Source organism: Pimelobacter sp. 30-1, from assembly GCF_018831735.1.
Taxonomy (GTDB): Bacteria; Actinomycetota; Actinomycetes; order Propionibacteriales; family Nocardioidaceae; genus Nocardioides.
In genome coordinates, this window is record NZ_NHTS01000010.1 from 124,253 (window position 1) to 139,962 (window position 15,710).

A 15,710-nucleotide genomic window follows, 5' to 3' on the forward strand; every position below is an offset into this window, starting at 1 on the left:
CGCCGGACCTCAGTGGGTGATCTTGCGCAGCACGACGCCGAGGGCGATCACCCCGACGACGATCCCCACGGTCTTGAGGATGTTGTCCGTGCGGGGCTCGCCCGTCTGGACGTCGACGTAGTGGGCCTTCACCTGCGCCACCTCGCGACTGACGATCGTCTTGGGGTGCGAGCGGTAGAGGAGCTGGTCGATCGTGCCTGCGAGGCGCTCGCGCGCCTCCTCGATCTCACGCTCGATGTCAGAGGGAGTCTCACTCACCGGGGCAGGCTATCAACCGCGATGGTGCGCGGGTCGAAACCCCAGGGCAGTTCCAACCGGTGGGCACGCATGAGGGCCTCGTCGGTGAGCACGTCGTACGTCGATCCGTCGGCCACGACCTTGCCGTCGCTGAGCACCACGGCCCGGGGGCAGAGCTCCAGGGCGTAGGGCAGGTCGTGGGTGACCATCAGCAGCGTCACGTCGAGCCCGCGCAGGATGTCGGCGAGCTCGCGGCGCGAGGCGGGGTCGAGGTTCGAGCTGGGCTCGTCGAGGACGAGGATCTCGGGCTCCATGGCCAGCACCGTCGCGACCGCGACCCGGCGCCGCTGGCCGAAGGAGAGGTGGTGCGGCGGCCGGTCGGCGAAGTCGGCCATGCCGACCTGGTCGAGCGCGGTCATCACCCGCTCGTCGAGCGCGGCGCCCTTGAGGCCGAGGTTGGCCGGGCCGAAGGCGACGTCGGCGCGGACCGAGCCCATGAAGAGCTGGTCGTCGGGGTCCTGGAAGACGATGCCGACCCGGCGCCGGATCTCGAGCAGGTTCTTCTTGGTCACCGGCAGGCCGCTGACCGCGACGCTGCCCGCGCCGTCGCCGCTCTCGCCGGACAGGATGCCGTTGAGGTGCAGCACGAGGGTGGTCTTGCCGGCGCCGTTGGGGCCGAGCAGGGCGACCCGCTCCCCCGCGTGGACGTGGAGGTCGACGCCGAAGAGCGCCTGGTGCCCGTCGGGGTAGGCGAAGGCCAGGGAGCGGACGTCGAGGACGGGCGTGGTCACCGGGCCTCCTCGGGGAGGCGGCCGTCGTAGCCGCGCGAGAGCATCGCCAGGTGCACGCGCTCTCCCCTCTCGTACGACCGCACGAACAGGGCTCCGAGCGTACGCGCCAGCGCCGGCCAGTGCCGGGGAGACCGGGGGTCGACGCCGCGCGAGCGCATCGCGGTGAGCATCCGCCCGAGGTCGCTGGTGACCACGTCGAGGTAGCGGATCATGAAGCCCATGATCTGCACGAGCAGGTCGGGGAAGCGCAGCCGCTGGAGGCCGCGCAGCACCTCGGCCGGCTCGGTGGTCGCGGCGAGCGTCAGCGACGCGAGCACGCCGAGCGTGCCCTTGGCGACCAGTCCCCAGGCGGCGAGCAGGCCGGACTCCGAGAGCGAGAGCTCCCAGCCGCCGACCAGGTGGACGGCGACCCGCTCCCCCTCGGCCACGAACGGCACGAGCGCGGCGAAGACGAGGAAGGGCACCTCGATGACCATCCGTGGCAGCAGGTAGCGCAGCGGCACCCGGGCCAGCACGACCACGCCGAGGACGAGCACCAGGTAGCCGCCGAAGACCGGGTACCACTCGCGCGGGGTGGCGACGACGCCCAGCACGAAGCCGAGCAGCACGAGGATCTTGAGGTGCGCCGGAGCCCGGTGCACCACGGAGTGCCCGTGGAAGTGCAGCCGGTGCCCGTGCCCCGCGCCCATCGCGTCGCCGTCCGGGTCAGTCCGCGTCGGCCGGCACCGGTGGCTCCGCCGGCGCCACATCGCCGGCGGAGCCATCGCGACGCCGGAGGACCCAGAAGAGTCCCCCGCCGATCACCAGCGTCAGGAGGACGCCGGCCACGCCCGCGATCCCTCCGCTCAGCCGTTCGTCGTCGACGCCCTTGGTGCTGTAGTCCGCGAACGGGCTCCCGGTGTCGACCGGGTCGTCGGCGGAGTCGCTGAAGCCGGTCTTGCCGGCGACGTACTCGAGGCCGTCGGGGTGGCTGCTGGCGTAGTAGCTGCCGATGCCCGCGACAAGCAGGGCCACGAGCAGGCCCGCGAGGAGGAAGCGGCGGTTCTTCACGCGCCCACCTCCTCGGTCCGGAGGCGGCTTCGTCGCCCGGCGATCCCCCGCGCGCCGCGCACGAGGTCGGGGCGGGAGGTGACCACGGCGCTGACCACGAGGCCGGTGATGAGGGCCTCGCCGATGCCGATGACGACGTGCCAGCCCACCATCGCGGCGAGCACCTTGCCGGTGGCGATGTCGGCGGTGCCGCCGATCGCGAAGAGCAGGCTGAAGACGGTCGCGGCCGCGGGGACCGAGACCAGCGCGCCGGCCGCGGCGGCCACGGGCACCGAGCCGACCTTGCGGGGCAGCACGCCGAGCGCGAGCCGGAAGACGCCGTAGCCGACGACGACCCCGACGATCGCCATCAGCGTGATGTTGGTGCCGAGGGCGGTCAGCCCGCCGTCGGCCATGAAGAGACCTTGGACCAGCAGCACCACGCTGATGCAGAGCATCGCGGTCCACGGACCGACCAGGACGGCGGCGAGCGCGCCGCCGAGCAGGTGGCCGCTGGTACCGGCGCCGACCGGGAAGTTGATCATCTGGCCGGCGAAGACGAAGGCCGCGACCAGGCCGGCCATCGGAGCGGTCCGGTCGTCCAGCTCGGTGCGCGCCTTGCGGAGCGCCAGGCCCACGCCCGCGGCCGCGACGACGCCGGTCGCGATCGACGTCGGGGCGTCGAGGAAGCCGTCGGGGACGTGCATCGTTGCTCCTGTACTCGGTCCAGTGTTCGGAAGCGCGCCACCGGGGTAGTTAGATGGTCACGAGCACGATCCACTTTATTGCACTTGCTTTGCAACAACGCAACCTTGTCAGGAGCTGGAACACATGAGCGACCCCGTCCGCCTCGCCCCCGGCGACAGCGCTCCCGACTTCACCCTCGTCACCGACGACGAGCGTGAGGTCTCCCTCGCCGACCTCCGCAAGGAGGGGCGCAAGGTGATCGTCTACTTCTACCCCGCCGCGATGACGCCGGGCTGCACCAAGCAGGCGTGCGACTTCACCGACTCCCTCGACGCCCTCCAGGCCGCGGGCTACACCGTGGTCGGCGTCTCGAAGGACACCCCCGCCAAGCTCGCCAAGTTCCGCGAGCGCGACGGGCTCACCATCACCCTGCTCTCCGACCCCGAGCTGGCCGTGCACCGCGCCTACGGCGCCTACGGCGAGAAGAAGCTCTACGGCAAGCTCGTCGAGGGCGTCATCCGCTCGACGTTCGTCGTCGGCACCGACGGGGCGATCGAGCTCGCGCAGTACAACGTCAAGGCGACCGGCCACGTGGCGAAGCTCCGCAAGGACCTCGGGCTCGCCGCGCCCGCCTGACCCGAATCCCGCTAGAGAAGGACTCCCATGAAGCTGCACCAGGCGCTCGCCGACCTCGCCCGCGACCACGGACACGACCTGTTCCGTGACGCCACGGCCTTCCGTGGCTCGCTCGACGACTACCTCGACGAGGGCCAGGCTTCGAGCGGCACGATCAACCTGCTCACCGACGCGGTGCGCCTGGGTGCCCTCGACGGCATGGTGACCATGCTCGACAGCGGGGCCAACCCCGCCGACGCGGTCGAGTCGGCCGGTCAGCGCCTGGCCCGCGACCGCGGCAGCGCCGACGTCCGCGGCTGCCAGTGGGCCGTCGCGGTGCTCGGCTTCGCGCTCGGCAAGGTGCCCGAGACGCTCGTCGCCGGCCTCGACCCCGACGCCGGGACGGCCGCGCCGCCGTCGTACGGGCCCGGGGGGACGGCGCCCGTCGCCCCCACGCCCCCGCCGCCGGCCCCGATGACCTCGCCCGTCGCGCCGCCCCAGCAGCCGATCGTCTCGCCCCCGCACCAGCCGATGGTGTCCCCGCCGCACCCGGTCCAGCAGGGCGGCGGCGCCGGCTACGGCACCCCGTCGTACGCCGCGGGCGGCTGGTCGCAGCAGCCGCCCCCGCCGAAGAAGAAGAGCAACACCGGCTTCATCGTCACCGCGATCGTGGTCGCCCTCGTCCTCATCGTCGGCGGTGTCATCGGCATCGTCGCGCTCGCCAACGGCGGCGGCGACGACAAGAAGGCCGACGACCCCGAGACCACCGCCACCACCGACGACACCGGCTCGACCGACAAGCCCGACGAGCCGAAGACCCCGCCCGCCGACGCCCTCCAGGGCCTGGGCTACTTCTTCACGCTGCCCGCCGGCTGGAAGGACGCGACCGAGGACTTCCTCGCCCAGAACCCCGGGGTGACCACGCTCGACAAGGTCGCGATCTGGGGCAGCACCTTCAACACCGCCCGCGCCAACGTGATCGTCGAGACCCAGTCGGCCTACGGCAGCACCGACCCGGCCGACCTCGAGAGCACCTGGAAGACGGCGCTCAGCTCGGGCGACCCCAGCGTCGAGGTGACCGACATCGACGCCAAGACCATCGACGGCGAGTCGGCGATCGGCGTCGACATCGCCCGCACCAACGACAACGGCGTCGAGGTGGCGCAGCGCGCCTACCTGGTCGTCAGCGGCGACAAGGGCTACTCGATCACCGTCTCGCTCAAGAAGGGCGACACCTCGGTCTTCGACAAGTTCGACGAGATCCTCGACACCTGGACGTGGACCGAGTGAGCTGAGCCGAACCATGCGCCGCCTGCTGCTCCTGCTCGTCGCGCTGTTCCTGCCGGCGTTCCCCGCGCTGCACCCCGCTCCGGCCTCGGCCGGGGCGGGGTTCGCCGTCTCCGCCCCGACCCCGAAGCCGACGCCGTCCCCGACGCCCGCGTCGCCCCCGACGCTCACGCCCGAGGACGAGCCGACCGACGAGCCGACCGACGAGGACGAGCCCGGCACCTCGATCATCGACACCGACCCGGACGTCGTCCCCGGCTCCCCCGACGACCCCGACGTCGGCACCGAGCCGGCCCCCGGTGCCGAGGAGGCGGCCGCCGCCGAGGCCGCGCTGGCCGAGAAGTTCGCGCCGGTGCTCATGCTCGTGCGTCAGCGCCAGGCCTGCGGACCCGGTGAGCCCTACCTGCCCAGCGACGTCGACGTCCTCTTCGACAACCCCACGATCGCGCTGCGCGGGCCGTGGACGGGGCGCGACCTGGTCCAGGTCGGGCCCTCGGCCGAGGACGTCTCGCCCGGCCTGCCCGGCTACGAGCTCGACCTGCCCGGCAACCCCCTCACGCCCGGCTGCGACTACGAGAGCTGGGCCCGCTCCCAGTGGGCCGGCAGCGAGCCGACGATCTATGCCCACCTCGCCACCCAGAAGGGCGTCGAGGACCGGTTCGCGCTGCAGTACTTCTTCTTCTACGCGTTCAACGACTACAACAACAAGCACGAGACCGACTGGGAGCGCATCCAGCTCGAGTTCGCCGCGCCCGACGCCGCGACCGCGCTGGCCGAGGAGCTCGAGCCCGAGCTCGCCGTCTACTCCCAGCACTACGGCTCCGAGAAGGCCACCTGGGGCGAGGACAAGCTCGAGATCCGCGACGAGACCCACCCGGTCGTCTACGTCTCGGCCGGGTCGCACGCCAACCAGTTCTCGTCCGGCATCTTCATGGGCAACACCGCCAACACCGGGTTCGGCTGCGACACCACCGCCGGCGAGCACGAGGCGATCGAGGCGCTGGTCAAGACAATCCCGTCCGACCCGGTGCTCGGGCAGCGCGCGTTCCCGTGGATCACCTACGAGGGTCACTACGGCGAGGTCGGGCCCAAGCGCTTCTACGCCGGGCCGACCGGCCCCAACCGCAAGCAGGCCTGGAGCCGGCCGTTCGCCTGGTCGGCCAAGGCCCGCAGCTCCTCCATCGAGGTGCCCGCCGGCGGGTCCAGCAATGCCGCGGTCGCGCAGACCTACTGCGACCTGGTCGGCAAGGGCAGCGACCTGTTCCGCGGCTACGTCGACGACCCGTGGCGCGGTCTGGTGATCCTGGTCGCCGCGCTGCTGGGGCTCGGCTGGCTGCTGCGGCGTACGTCGTGGGCGACGAGTGCGCTCCCCCTGCGCGCACGGCGCTCCAGCGGCCAGGTCGTCGCCGCCTCGCTGGGGGTGCTGCGCGAGCGGCCGGTGCTGTTCTTCCTCAGCCTGCTGCCGCCGGCGCTGCTCAACGTGCTCGCCGCGGTGCTGCAGGGAGTCACGATCGCGCGCTTCGTGCCGAGCTGGGTCGGCGGTGCCGCGCTGCTGCTCGGCCTGCTCACCCTGCCGGTCTCGGCGGGCGCCCTGGCCGTCGTCGTACGGACCCTCGACGACAAGGGGATCGAGGCACGCGTCCACCTCCGCGCGGCCTACGGCGAGAGCCTGCGCCGGCTCGGCGCGGGCCTGCCGGCCATGGTGGTCACCGCGGTCCTCGTGGTGCTGCTGACCACCTCGGTCGTGCTCGCGCCGCTCGCGCTCGTCGTCCTCACCGCGGGCGTGCTGCTCGTGCCGGTCGTGGTGCTGGAGCGACGGGCCGGGTTCGGCGGGCTGCCCCGCAGCATCCGGCTGATCCGGCACTCGGTGACGACATTGCTGCCCGTGCTGCTGCTCGGGCTGCTGCTGCTCACCACCATCGGCGCGGTCGTCGCGGCGCTGCTGTTCATCGTCGTGCCGCTGCCGTTCGTGGTGCTCAACGCGGTGCCCTCGGTGGTGCTCGGCCTGGTCTGGCCGTTCGTGGCGCTGATGTGCGTCTACGCCTACGGCAGCGCGGCCACCCGCTCGGCCGAGGCCGCCGCGCAGCCCAGGAAGCAGCGCGCGGGGGCGGCACCGGGCACCTTGGTCCCCGGTTCGTGAAACACGCTCTCCCCCACCGCTGATGTTCGGCACTATTCACCCCATGGACCTGGACCTGGACCGGCCCGAGGAGCGACACGCGCGATGAGCGGCGACGGGAGCACCGCCGTCGCGGACCGACTCCTGGGGGCGGTCCGCGGGCAGGACTGGGCCCAGGCCTCCACGATCATCGACGAGGCCTGGATCGAGCTGACGATGACCGGTCACCTCGACGCGGTCGGCCAGGTCGTCGCCACGCTCCCCGAGCAGTTCCTCCACGAGCCGCCGACCGCGGGCCTGGTCGCCGAGAACGTCGGGCGGCTCCCACCCGGCTCGGTCAACGCCCAGGTGCCCGCCGACCACGGCACGCTGCGCGCGCTGGGACGCTCCCCGGCCGCGCACCGGGTGCTGAGCCGCACCCTGGCGGGGATGGCCGCGCGCCGCCGCCGCGGCCTGCACACCAGCGCCATGGAGTACGTCGCCCGCGGCACCGTCGTCGCCGACGCCGCCGAGTTCGTGATGTTCCGCGAGGTCCGGCGACTGCTGCCGTTCTGGCAGCTCCAGGCCGGCATCACCGCCCACCTGGCCGGCGAGCTGGGCATCGCGCGCCGGCTGCACCGGGCGGCGTACCGGAGCCGGGAGGCCTCGGCCTACGACATCGTCGGGCGCGACGCGGCCGGCAACATGGCGATGATCGAGGCCCTGTCGGGACGCCTGGTCGAGGCCGACGCCTGGCTGGCCCGGGCGCTCGCGGAGACCCACAGGCCGACCTGGGTCGGACCGCTGGTCCAGGTGCCCATCGACGTCGCGGCCGGCATCGCCGCCGCGGACCGGCTCGACCGCGAGGGCTGCCTGCGCTTCCTGGAACGCGCCGCGACCTCGGCGGACCACGACGAGCACTGGGCCGGCGTCCTGTTCGCCTACACGAGCATCGAGCTGGTCCTCGGCGACATCGCCGGAGCGGTCGCCTTCGTCGCCCAGCTCGAGGAGTCGCACGAGCGCTGGACCGGCGAGACCGGGCTGGGCCGGACCGGTCTCGCCCTGGCCCGCGCCGACCTCGCACTCACCCAGGGCCGCGGGACCGTGGCGCGCAGTGCCCTGCGCGGCCTGGAGGACGACCCGGCCGCCGTACCGACGCTCGCCCGGCTCGCCCTCCTCGAGGGCGATCCCGACCGCACCGCCGCGCTCGCCGACGCCGCCGGGCACGACGAGACGGTCAGCCTCCGCGGCCGGCTGGAGCTGCTGCTGGCGGGCGCGGCCGCCGACGTGGCCCGCGACCAGCCGGAGCCGGCGGCGGAGCGCCTCGCCACGGCGGTGCGTCTCGCGGAGCCGCACGGCATCCTGCGGGTGTTCGCGACCGTGCCCCGCGCGGTCCTGGAGGCGGTCGAGCCGCGGGTGCCCGGCCTGCGCGACGTGCTCGCCCGGCTCGAGGAGCGCCGGATCGGGGAGATCTACCCCGACCAGGTGGTCTCGGTCCAGCTCACCCGCCGCGAGCGCGAGCTGCTCCACGAGCTGGCCGGACCGCTCACGCTCGGGCAGATCGCCGAGAAGTGGTTCGTCTCGCGCGAGACCGTGAAGTCCCAGATGAACTCGTTGCGCACCAAGCTCGAGGTCTCCACGCGCCAGGAGGTGCTGAGCCGGGCCGCCGCCCTCGGGCTCACCGGCGCCCCCGAGGACGCCGGCACCTGAGGGTGTTCAGCCCAGGAAGGACCGGGCCGCGGTGACCAGCGCGGCGACGCCGGACTCCAGCGTGGGCGCGGCCAGCGGCGCGAAGCGGGGCGAGTGGTTCGAGGGCAGCTCACCGACCACGCGCTTGAGCTCCTCGACCGTGGTCGCGCCCGCGAACAGCGCCGGGTCCGCTCCCCCGAGCAGCCAGTAGGCGCACGGCACCCCCGCCTCGTCGGCCAGGATGCCCACGTCCTCGCTGCCGGTCACCGTCCCCGGGTCGACCACCAGGTGCCCGCCCGCCGCCTGGAACGCCGCGGTGACCCGCGCGCACGCACCGGCGTCGTTGACCACCGTGGGCGTCCCGTCGATCGTCACGACCTCCGGCTCGCGGGGCGCACCCGCGGCCGCCGCCTCGCCCCGGACGATGCGCTCGACCGCGGCCAGCACCCGGGCCCGCACGTGCTCGTCGGTGGTCCGGATCGACAGCTGCAGCACCGCCTCGTCCGGGATGATGTTGGGCGCCGTCCCCGCGTGGAACGAGCCCACGGTGACCACCGCCATGTCGCTGCCCGCGATCTCGCGCGCGACCACCGTCTGGAGCCGCAGCACCGTCGCCGCCCCCAGCACCACCGGGTCGACCGTCGCCTCCGGCCGCGACCCGTGCCCGCCGCTGCCGTGCAGCACGACCCGCAGGCTGTCCGACGCTGCGAACGCCGGCCCCGCGGTCACGCCCAGCACGCCCACCGGCAGCGGCGCCACGTGCTGGCCCAGCACCACGTCCGGCTTGCCGAACCGCTCGTAGAGCCCGTCGGCGACCATCGCCCGGGCCCCGTTGCCCGTCTCCTCGTCCGGCTGGAACACCAGCAGCACCCGGCCCTGCCACTCCCGGTCCTCGACCAGCCGAGCCGCCGCCCCCAGCAGGCACGTCACGTGGACGTCGTGCCCGCACGCGTGCATCACCGGGTGCTCCTTGCCGTCGGCGGTGGTGGCCGTGGCGGTGCTCGCGTAGGGCAGACCGGTGTCCTCGCGGACCGGCAGGCCGTCCATGTCGGCGCGCAGCAGGACCGTCGGGCCGGCACCCCGCTCGAGCGTCGCGACGACACCCGTCCCGCCCACGCCGGTCGTGACGTCGTACCCGAGGGTGCGGAGGTGGTCGGCGACGATGCCCGCGGTGCGGTGCTCCTGACCACCCAGCTCGGGGTGGCGGTGCAGGTCCTCGTAGATCGCGATCAGGGCTTCGGGGGTGGACGGCATGCTCGCATCCTTCCCCGCGGGGCGGGCGCGGGCAACGGCCCCTAGACTCGTGGCGCTCATCGCCGGAGTGGTGGAACTGGCAGACACGCAGGTTTTAGGTACCTGTGCCTTCGGGTGTGCGGGTTCGAGTCCCGCCTCCGGCACCAATGAGTCAACGTGGAACCTCGAGGAGGGAAAGCTCCACGGTCTCCTCTGCTCCAGCCGAGGCGCAGCGATGGCTACTCCTGTTCAGACGGCCCTGCTCCGGGTGCAGGGGCCGCCACGAGGGCAGCGCTCAGGCTCAGCGGTGCGAGCTGGGACGTGCGACCACGCCGATGTTGAGCAGTTGGCGGGCACCTTCGCTGGCTCAGCTTCGAGTTTGTCGGTGTCGGAAGCAGGTCGATGGCGTGCTCCGCCGAGCGAGGATCCCATCGTTCGCGACTTGAGTCGGTTGGATGAGTNNTGGATGAGTCGCCTGGCGTCGATCGTCTCGATACCGATCTGGGTCTGTCCTGACCTCAAGACCTCGCCGCCCCAGGGGGCATCCTTCCTTCGGGCGACCGATACCCAGCGCCCTAGACAGGGACTCGAATCAGTACTGTCAGAAAACAGCAGCCGGTATCGCGCCGTCGATCGGATTCGACACGTCGTCAGGTCTGACCCAAGGACTGACTTGCTGCGTGAAGGTAGTAGAACTCCCGACGCTGCGCTTGTTCTACTCGATTCCGCCGGGCAACGGATCTCGCGCCGAGCGTGCCGGCGACAGTCGGCAGACCGGCGACGATTGCATTGACGAGCGGATCGATGTCGGTGAACTGGTTGACGCCCACAAGTAGCCCGGTACCAACGGTGATGTAGGCGGCGGCGTCCAATTTGGCGTGATGAGCCAGTTCTTTCACGATGCCGTGCCCGATCAACTCCTCCTGGATCTCTCGCAGGGACGGACCGACGACGCCCTCCCACTCGGAATCCACGGCCGCATCGAACTCCGTCAGTGGAATGTCCGGGAGCGTCTTCGACATCCGAGCAACCGCACTCCTATAGCGGACCAGCGGACCTTCCAGGTCACCACGCACCTCGAGAATCTCCTCGACCGTCGCATGTTCCAACGTCGGCAGCCGCGCAGAGAACCCTGCACCCAATGCAGTCGCGCCCAGGCGGTCCCTCCCTGTCGTCGTGATCTCAGCCTTTCCCTCGCGCACCATCAAGTCGACGAACGATGCAGTCTCAGAGTCGAGGAGGAGCCGTGAGCGGGGATCACGCAGACGCGCGGCGATCGAGTCTGCCCACCGCTGGACTTCGGCAGCGCTCCCCTTCGATTTGCCGGCAGCGGCACGAACAGCGTCGGCACGGGTGATACCAAGGTCGGTGATAGTGATCAACCCGGCATCCAATGCCGGCTGAAGCAACACAAGACCCGTGTTCGTGATGATCTCATCGGTTGCTGCCCGGAGAAGCCGTGCACTCTCCGCGCGGAAGTCCTCGATTTCCGCGGCCTGTGCCCGAATTTCGATCGGCAGAAGGGTCCCCCGACGCTCGGCTCGTTCAAGCTTCTGGATCACACGACGTAGTTCGGGGGTGAGACGCACGTCGTCGCTGACGACCTCGGTCATCTCCATGATCTCCGACAGCGAGGTCTGCTTGACGCTCGGAGCCATGCCCGCGGCATACACCAGGTTGGCAGAGAGCCCCATCAGTTCAACCTGGTCCGCATACATCAAGGCGCTCTTCACGAGTTCGACATCGTTGTGAAGGGACGGACTGCCGTCCGGAGTCTGCTGCGGTGACGTGACGACCGTGACTCGCAGCGGCGGTCCGGGAGCCTCCTTCGAGGTGGGCCTGGTTCGTTTCCGCACCTGAGGGGACCGTCTGGCTGGACGTCGGGTTGCCATGATTGATTGTCGCTGATGCGACCGACAGTCCGGTGGAGCCTGCGTGCCCTTGGGCTCGTCGGCACCACGGATCCAAGTCGATCTGCCCCGGCTCAGACCGCTACCCAGATGCCCTGCAACTACCAAGCGTCCTCCTCGTTCTGAGAGGGACTGATTCCCGCGGCTGAGTCGGTCGCCGCACCGAGGCCCGCGGTCGCCGCTAGCCCAGCCGGTCGGCGACCAGCGGCGCGATCTCGCGCAGCGCCTTGCCGCGGTGCGAGATCGCGTCCTTGTCCTCGCGGGTGAGCTCGGCGGTGGTCACGCCGGGCCGGTCGTCGGCGACGAAGAGCACGTCGTAGCCGAAGCCGCCGGCGCCGCGCACCTCGCGGATCACGGTGCCGTCCATCCGGCCCTCGACGACGAGCTCGCGGCCGTCGGGGTGGGCGAGGGCGACGGCGCACGCGAAGTGCCCCGTACGACGCTCGTCGGGGACGTCGGCCAGCTGGGCGAGGAGGAGCGTGTTGTTGCGCTCGTCGGACTTGGGCGGGCCGGACCAGCGCGCCGAGAGCACCCCGGGCATGCCGTTGAGGGCGTCGACGCAGATGCCCGAGTCGTCGGCGAGGGTGGGCAGGCCGGTCGCGGCGACGCCGGCGCGGGCCTTGACCAGGGCGTTGCCCTCGAAGGTGGGCTGGTCCTCGACCGGCTCGTCGTACGGCGTGACGTCGTCGAGGCCGACCACCTCGACGGTGGTCATGTGCTCGGCGAGGATGCGGCGCATCTCCTCGAGTTTCTTGGCGTTGCGCGAGGCGACGAGCACCTTCACGACGACAGCGCCTCCTGCTGGAGGCGGGTGAGGTCGACGCAGCCCTTCTCGGCGAGGTTGAGCAGGGCGTCGAGCTCGGCGCGGTCGAAGGGCGCGCCCTCGGCGGTGCCCTGGACCTCGACGAACGAGCCGGCGCCGGTCATCACGACGTTCATGTCGGTCTCGGCGCGCACGTCCTCGACGTAGGGCAGGTCGAGGCGCGGGACGCCGTCGATGATGCCGACGCTGACCGCGGCGACCGAGCCGGTGAGGGCGCCGGGCACGCCGAGCTTGGCGCACGCGTCGGCGAGGGCGACGTAGGCGCCGGTGATCGCGGCGGTGCGGGTGCCGCCGTCGGCCTGGAGGACGTCGCAGTCGATCTGGATGGTGTTCTCGCCCAGCGCCTTGTCGTCGATGATCGCGCGCAGCGAGCGGCCGATCAGGCGGCTGATCTCGTGGGTACGGCCACCGATCCGGCCCTTGACCGACTCGCGGTCCGAGCGGGTGTTGGTGGAGGCGGGGAGCATCGCGTACTCGGCGGTGACCCAGCCCAGGCCGGATCCCTTGCGCCAGCGCGGCACGCCCTCGGACGCGGACGCCGCGCACAGCACGCGGGTCTTGCCGAACTCGATCAGCACCGACCCTGCCGGGTGGTCGAGCCAGTTGCGGGTGATCTTGATCGGGCGCAGCTCGTCGTCGGCGCGGCCGTCCTCGCGGGTGCTCATGTCCCCCAACCTAGCGGGGGCTCAGCGGGCGGCGGCGAGCGCCCGTCGTACCGCCCAGGGGCCGAGGTCGCGCGCCCGCCGGCCGAACCAGGGGGCACCCTCGGTCACCATCCAGGCCACGTCGCGACGCCAGCTCGGCGGGCAGCCGCCGTACGGCTCCAGGCCGGGGAGCGGGAAGTCGTAGCCCGCCGCCCGCAGCCGCTCGGCCCAGGCCCGGGCGAGCGCGCGGTGGCCGAGCTCGGAGGGGTGGAAGCGGTCGATCGACCAGCACGAGCGGTCGAGCACCTCCGGCATCAGGGCCAGGTCGAGCCGCAGGCCGCCGTACGCCGCGTGGAGGTCGTCGTAGACCGCGTTGACCACGTCGATCCGCTCCCCCATCGGCCGGGTCAGCACCCGCGGCAGCCCCAGCAGCGCCCCGTGGTCGTGCCAGCGCACCGTCATCAGCGTCGCACCGCCGCTGGTCAGCGCCGCCGCGGTGGCGAAGAGGTCCGTCCGCAGCCGCGCCGGGTCCCACGTCGAGCGCAGCGTGTCGTTGACCCCGACCAGCAGCGAGGCCAGGTCGGGCCGGTGCGCGAGCGCCTGGTCGAGCTGGCGCTCGCGGACGATCCCGGCGGTCGCCCCCGACACGGCGACATTGCAGAACGAGACGTCGTACGACGTGCGGAGGGACTCCGCGAGGATCCGTGCCCACCCCCGCCAACCACCCCCGGGGACCGGGTCGCCGAGCCCGACGGTGGTGCTGTCGCCGAGGGCGGCGAACCGCAGGTATCCGTTGCCCACGGAAGACAACCGTGGCGGAGCCCGCTACCAGCAGGCTCCGCCACGGTGACGTGTCCGGCAATCTTCGGTGAAGCGCCGGGGTGGGTGCTACGCGATCACTTGAACTCGATGCGCATCAGGCGCCACAGGCCCAGTGCCAGCGGCACGATCAGCCAGATGAAGCCGGACGTCGCGATCTGCGCCCACTGCTCGCCCGAGGGCTGGTAGTCGCCGGTGAACAGCGGCGTCTGCGCGGTGTTGAACTCGATCCACGGGGCGATCTTCTCGAAGCCCGAGCTCAGCGCGCTGAGGATGCCGGCCGCGGTCGGGAGAATCAGGCTGTAGGCGAAGTAGGCGACGATGCCGGCCGGGGTGTTCATGACCAGCATCGAGATCGCGAAGCCGACCAGGATCCCGATGACGTTGGAGAGCACGAAGCCGTTGAACAGCAGGTTCGCGTCGAGCGACCAGGACGGCGAGCTGCCGGTGATCGCGCCGAGCACGGTGAAGGCCGCAGCGAGGACCGCGGCGAGAATCATCACGGTGCCCGCGAGGAGCAGGCCGGCGAGGAACTTGGCGATGACCACCCGGGAGCGCTGCGGCTCCAGGGTGAAGGTCACCAGACCGTTGCGCTGGGACTGCTCGCTGGTCACCAGCATGATGATCAGGATCGGCATGAAGTAGCCGAGCACGCCGCCGGCCACGCTGAGCAGGTCGCCGAAGTCCTTCTGGCCGTCGACCGCGAGGACGAAGATCAGCAGGACGATCATGACCAGGGCCAGGATCGACGTCGCGAGCCAGAAGCCGGCGCGGGTGTCGATGGCCTTGCGGAACTCGACGCTGGCGAGCCGGGTGATCGGGGTCCGCGGCGTCCCGGAGATGTCGAGGGTCGGGGCGGGAGTCGTGGCGCTCATGCGGGGGTACCTCCGGTGGTCGGTGCACCGACACCGGGAACGGCCTCGCGGGCCGTCTCCGAGGTCAGCTCGAGGAACAGGTCCTCCAGGCCGGCGCCGCCGGACCGGAGGTCGGTGAGGACGATGCCGGCGGACAGGGCGGCACGGCCGACCTGCTCCGGGGTCGCCTGCACCTTGAGGCCTTCGCCGACCGGCTCGACGCCGTGACCGCCCTGCGAGAGCGCGGCGCCGAGCGCGGCGTTGTCGAGCGAGGTCACCAGTGTCGTCGCCGCGCCGTTGGCACCGGCCAGCAGCGACTTCTTGTCGCCCTGGGCGACGATCCGGCCGTGGCCGATGAGGATCATCTCGTCGGCGATCATCTCCACCTCGTGCAGCAGGTGGCTGGAGAGCAGCACCGTGCCGCCGCGGTCGGCGTACCCCTTGAGGAGTCCGCGCATCCAGCGGATGCCGGCCGGGTCGAGGCCGTTGGCGGGCTCGTCGAGGATGAGCACCGACGGGTCGCCGAGTAGCGCGTGGGCGATGCCGAGGCGCTGCTTCATGCCGAGCGAGTAGTTACGCAGGCGGCGCTGCGACTCGGAGTCGTTGAGACCCACCAGGGCGAGCATCTCGTCGACCCGGCTGGCCGGGAGGCCCATCGTCTTGGCCGCGATCGTGAGGATCTCGCGCCCCGTCCGGCCGACGTGCTGGGCCGAGGCGTCCAGCAGCGTGCCGACGTGGCGGCCGGGGTTGGGGATGTCGTGGTACTTGTAGCCACCGATGGTGACCTGGCCGCGGGTCGGCAGCGTGAGGCCGACCATGACCCGCATCGTGGTGGTCTTGCCTGCGCCGTTCGGGCCGAGGAAGCCGGTCACCCGGCCGGGCTGGCAGGCGAAACTGACGTCGTCCACGGCGGTGTACGCACCGTAGGTCTTGGTGAGTCGTTCGACTGTGATCATGGCACCAGCCTGCCCCAGCCCGGCCCCGCGCACATCGA

Annotated in this window: 16 protein-coding genes and 1 tRNA gene; 5 read left to right on the forward strand and 12 right to left on the reverse strand. The window is 71.7% G+C overall.

Annotated elements, in window-relative coordinates:
- Positions 1–9 precede the first annotated feature (9 nt).
- Genes CCO04_RS22305 through CCO04_RS22325 form a run of 5 tightly spaced genes read right to left on the reverse strand, consistent with a single transcriptional unit; the run spans position 10 to position 2,764 of the window.
- The gene (locus CCO04_RS22305) at positions 10–258 is read right to left on the reverse strand and encodes a DUF3618 domain-containing protein (protein WP_215816368.1); all 249 of its coding nucleotides are present in this window, start codon (positions 256–258) and stop codon (positions 10–12) included.
- Positions 255–1,028 (reverse strand): energy-coupling factor ABC transporter ATP-binding protein, encoded by a 774-nt coding sequence (locus CCO04_RS22310; RefSeq protein WP_215816369.1) that lies wholly within the window; start codon positions 1,026–1,028, stop codon positions 255–257. Before CCO04_RS22310 ends, CCO04_RS22305 begins: the two co-directional genes overlap by 4 nt.
- On the reverse strand, positions 1,025–1,717 hold the full coding sequence (gene cbiQ, locus CCO04_RS22315) for a cobalt ECF transporter T component CbiQ (protein ID WP_215816370.1): 693 nt from the start codon (positions 1,715–1,717) through the stop codon (positions 1,025–1,027). The genes CCO04_RS22310 and cbiQ overlap by 4 nt, the downstream gene beginning before the upstream one ends.
- 16 nt (positions 1,718–1,733) lie before the next feature.
- On the reverse strand, positions 1,734–2,078 hold the full coding sequence (locus CCO04_RS22320) for a PDGLE domain-containing protein (RefSeq protein ID WP_215816371.1): 345 nt from the start codon (positions 2,076–2,078) through the stop codon (positions 1,734–1,736).
- On the reverse strand, positions 2,075–2,764 hold the full coding sequence (locus CCO04_RS22325) for an energy-coupling factor ABC transporter permease (protein WP_215816372.1): 690 nt from the start codon (positions 2,762–2,764) through the stop codon (positions 2,075–2,077). The genes CCO04_RS22320 and CCO04_RS22325 overlap by 4 nt, the downstream gene beginning before the upstream one ends.
- A gap of 124 nt (positions 2,765–2,888) precedes the next feature.
- On the opposite strand from CCO04_RS22325, the gene bcp reads away from it, so the two are divergent.
- From bcp to CCO04_RS22345, 4 genes are all read left to right on the forward strand, one after another.
- Positions 2,889–3,380 (forward strand): thioredoxin-dependent thiol peroxidase, encoded by a 492-nt coding sequence (bcp, locus tag CCO04_RS22330; protein ID WP_215816373.1) that lies wholly within the window; start codon positions 2,889–2,891, stop codon positions 3,378–3,380.
- A gap of 27 nt (positions 3,381–3,407) precedes the next feature.
- Positions 3,408–4,649, forward strand: a complete 1,242-nt coding sequence (locus tag CCO04_RS22335; protein WP_215816374.1) for a hypothetical protein — start codon at positions 3,408–3,410, stop codon at positions 4,647–4,649.
- 13 nt (positions 4,650–4,662) lie between these two features.
- Positions 4,663–6,786 (forward strand): hypothetical protein, encoded by a 2,124-nt coding sequence (locus CCO04_RS22340; RefSeq protein ID WP_215816375.1) that lies wholly within the window; start codon positions 4,663–4,665, stop codon positions 6,784–6,786.
- Between the two features lie 84 nt (positions 6,787–6,870).
- The gene (locus CCO04_RS22345; RefSeq protein WP_215816376.1) at positions 6,871–8,454 is read left to right on the forward strand and encodes a helix-turn-helix transcriptional regulator; all 1,584 of its coding nucleotides are present in this window, start codon (positions 6,871–6,873) and stop codon (positions 8,452–8,454) included.
- 6 nt (positions 8,455–8,460) lie between these two features.
- On the opposite strand, the gene CCO04_RS22350 is transcribed toward CCO04_RS22345, so the two are convergent.
- Positions 8,461–9,687 (reverse strand): amidohydrolase, encoded by a 1,227-nt coding sequence (locus CCO04_RS22350; RefSeq protein ID WP_215816377.1) that lies wholly within the window; start codon positions 9,685–9,687, stop codon positions 8,461–8,463.
- 61 nt (positions 9,688–9,748) lie between these two features.
- Here CCO04_RS22350 and CCO04_RS22355 point away from each other — a divergent pair.
- Positions 9,749–9,833 (forward strand) — tRNA-Leu (locus tag CCO04_RS22355).
- A 483-nt stretch (positions 9,834–10,316) separates the two neighbouring features.
- Here the strand turns inward: CCO04_RS22355 and CCO04_RS22360 are convergent.
- From CCO04_RS22360 to CCO04_RS22385, 6 genes are all read right to left on the reverse strand, one after another.
- A complete protein-coding gene (locus tag CCO04_RS22360; RefSeq protein WP_215816378.1) occupies positions 10,317–11,399 on the reverse strand; it encodes a hypothetical protein in 1,083 nt (360 codons plus the stop codon).
- Positions 11,400–11,757: 358 nt separating this feature from the next.
- Entirely contained in the window at positions 11,758–12,360 is a 603-nt protein-coding gene (rdgB, locus tag CCO04_RS22365; protein ID WP_308281452.1) for an RdgB/HAM1 family non-canonical purine NTP pyrophosphatase, read from the reverse strand.
- Complete coding sequence (gene rph, locus CCO04_RS22370; protein WP_215816379.1) at positions 12,357–13,064, reverse strand: ribonuclease PH; 708 nt, start codon at positions 13,062–13,064, stop codon at positions 12,357–12,359. Before rph ends, rdgB begins: the two co-directional genes overlap by 4 nt.
- Before the next feature lie 21 nt (positions 13,065–13,085).
- Entirely contained in the window at positions 13,086–13,844 is a 759-nt protein-coding gene (locus tag CCO04_RS22375) for an SGNH/GDSL hydrolase family protein (protein ID WP_215816380.1), read from the reverse strand.
- A gap of 95 nt (positions 13,845–13,939) precedes the next feature.
- A complete protein-coding gene (locus CCO04_RS22380; RefSeq protein WP_215816381.1) occupies positions 13,940–14,737 on the reverse strand; it encodes an ABC transporter permease in 798 nt (265 codons plus the stop codon).
- Positions 14,734–15,672 (reverse strand): ABC transporter ATP-binding protein, encoded by a 939-nt coding sequence (locus CCO04_RS22385; protein ID WP_215816382.1) that lies wholly within the window; start codon positions 15,670–15,672, stop codon positions 14,734–14,736. Before CCO04_RS22385 ends, CCO04_RS22380 begins: the two co-directional genes overlap by 4 nt.
- Positions 15,673–15,710 lie beyond the last annotated feature (38 nt).

Bases quoted from the DNA above. Each gene is read 5' to 3' on its own strand.
- cbiQ (WP_215816370.1), bottom strand. From the start codon at position 1,717: ATGGGCGCGGGGCACGGGCACCGGCTGCACTTCCACGGGCACTCCGTG.
- CCO04_RS22345 (WP_215816376.1), top strand. From the start codon at position 6,871: ATGAGCGGCGACGGGAGCACCGCCGTCGCGGACCGACTCCTGGGGGCG.
- rph (WP_215816379.1), bottom strand. From the start codon at position 13,064: ATGAGCACCCGCGAGGACGGCCGCGCCGACGACGAGCTGCGCCCGATC.
- CCO04_RS22340 (WP_215816375.1), top strand. From the start codon at position 4,663: ATGCGCCGCCTGCTGCTCCTGCTCGTCGCGCTGTTCCTGCCGGCGTTC.
- bcp (WP_215816373.1), top strand. From the start codon at position 2,889: ATGAGCGACCCCGTCCGCCTCGCCCCCGGCGACAGCGCTCCCGACTTC.
- CCO04_RS22325 (WP_215816372.1), bottom strand. From the start codon at position 2,764: ATGCACGTCCCCGACGGCTTCCTCGACGCCCCGACGTCGATCGCGACC.
- CCO04_RS22380 (WP_215816381.1), bottom strand. From the start codon at position 14,737: ATGAGCGCCACGACTCCCGCCCCGACCCTCGACATCTCCGGGACGCCG.
- CCO04_RS22350 (WP_215816377.1), bottom strand. From the start codon at position 9,687: ATGCCGTCCACCCCCGAAGCCCTGATCGCGATCTACGAGGACCTGCAC.
- CCO04_RS22335 (WP_215816374.1), top strand. From the start codon at position 3,408: ATGAAGCTGCACCAGGCGCTCGCCGACCTCGCCCGCGACCACGGACAC.
- CCO04_RS22385 (WP_215816382.1), bottom strand. From the start codon at position 15,672: ATGATCACAGTCGAACGACTCACCAAGACCTACGGTGCGTACACCGCC.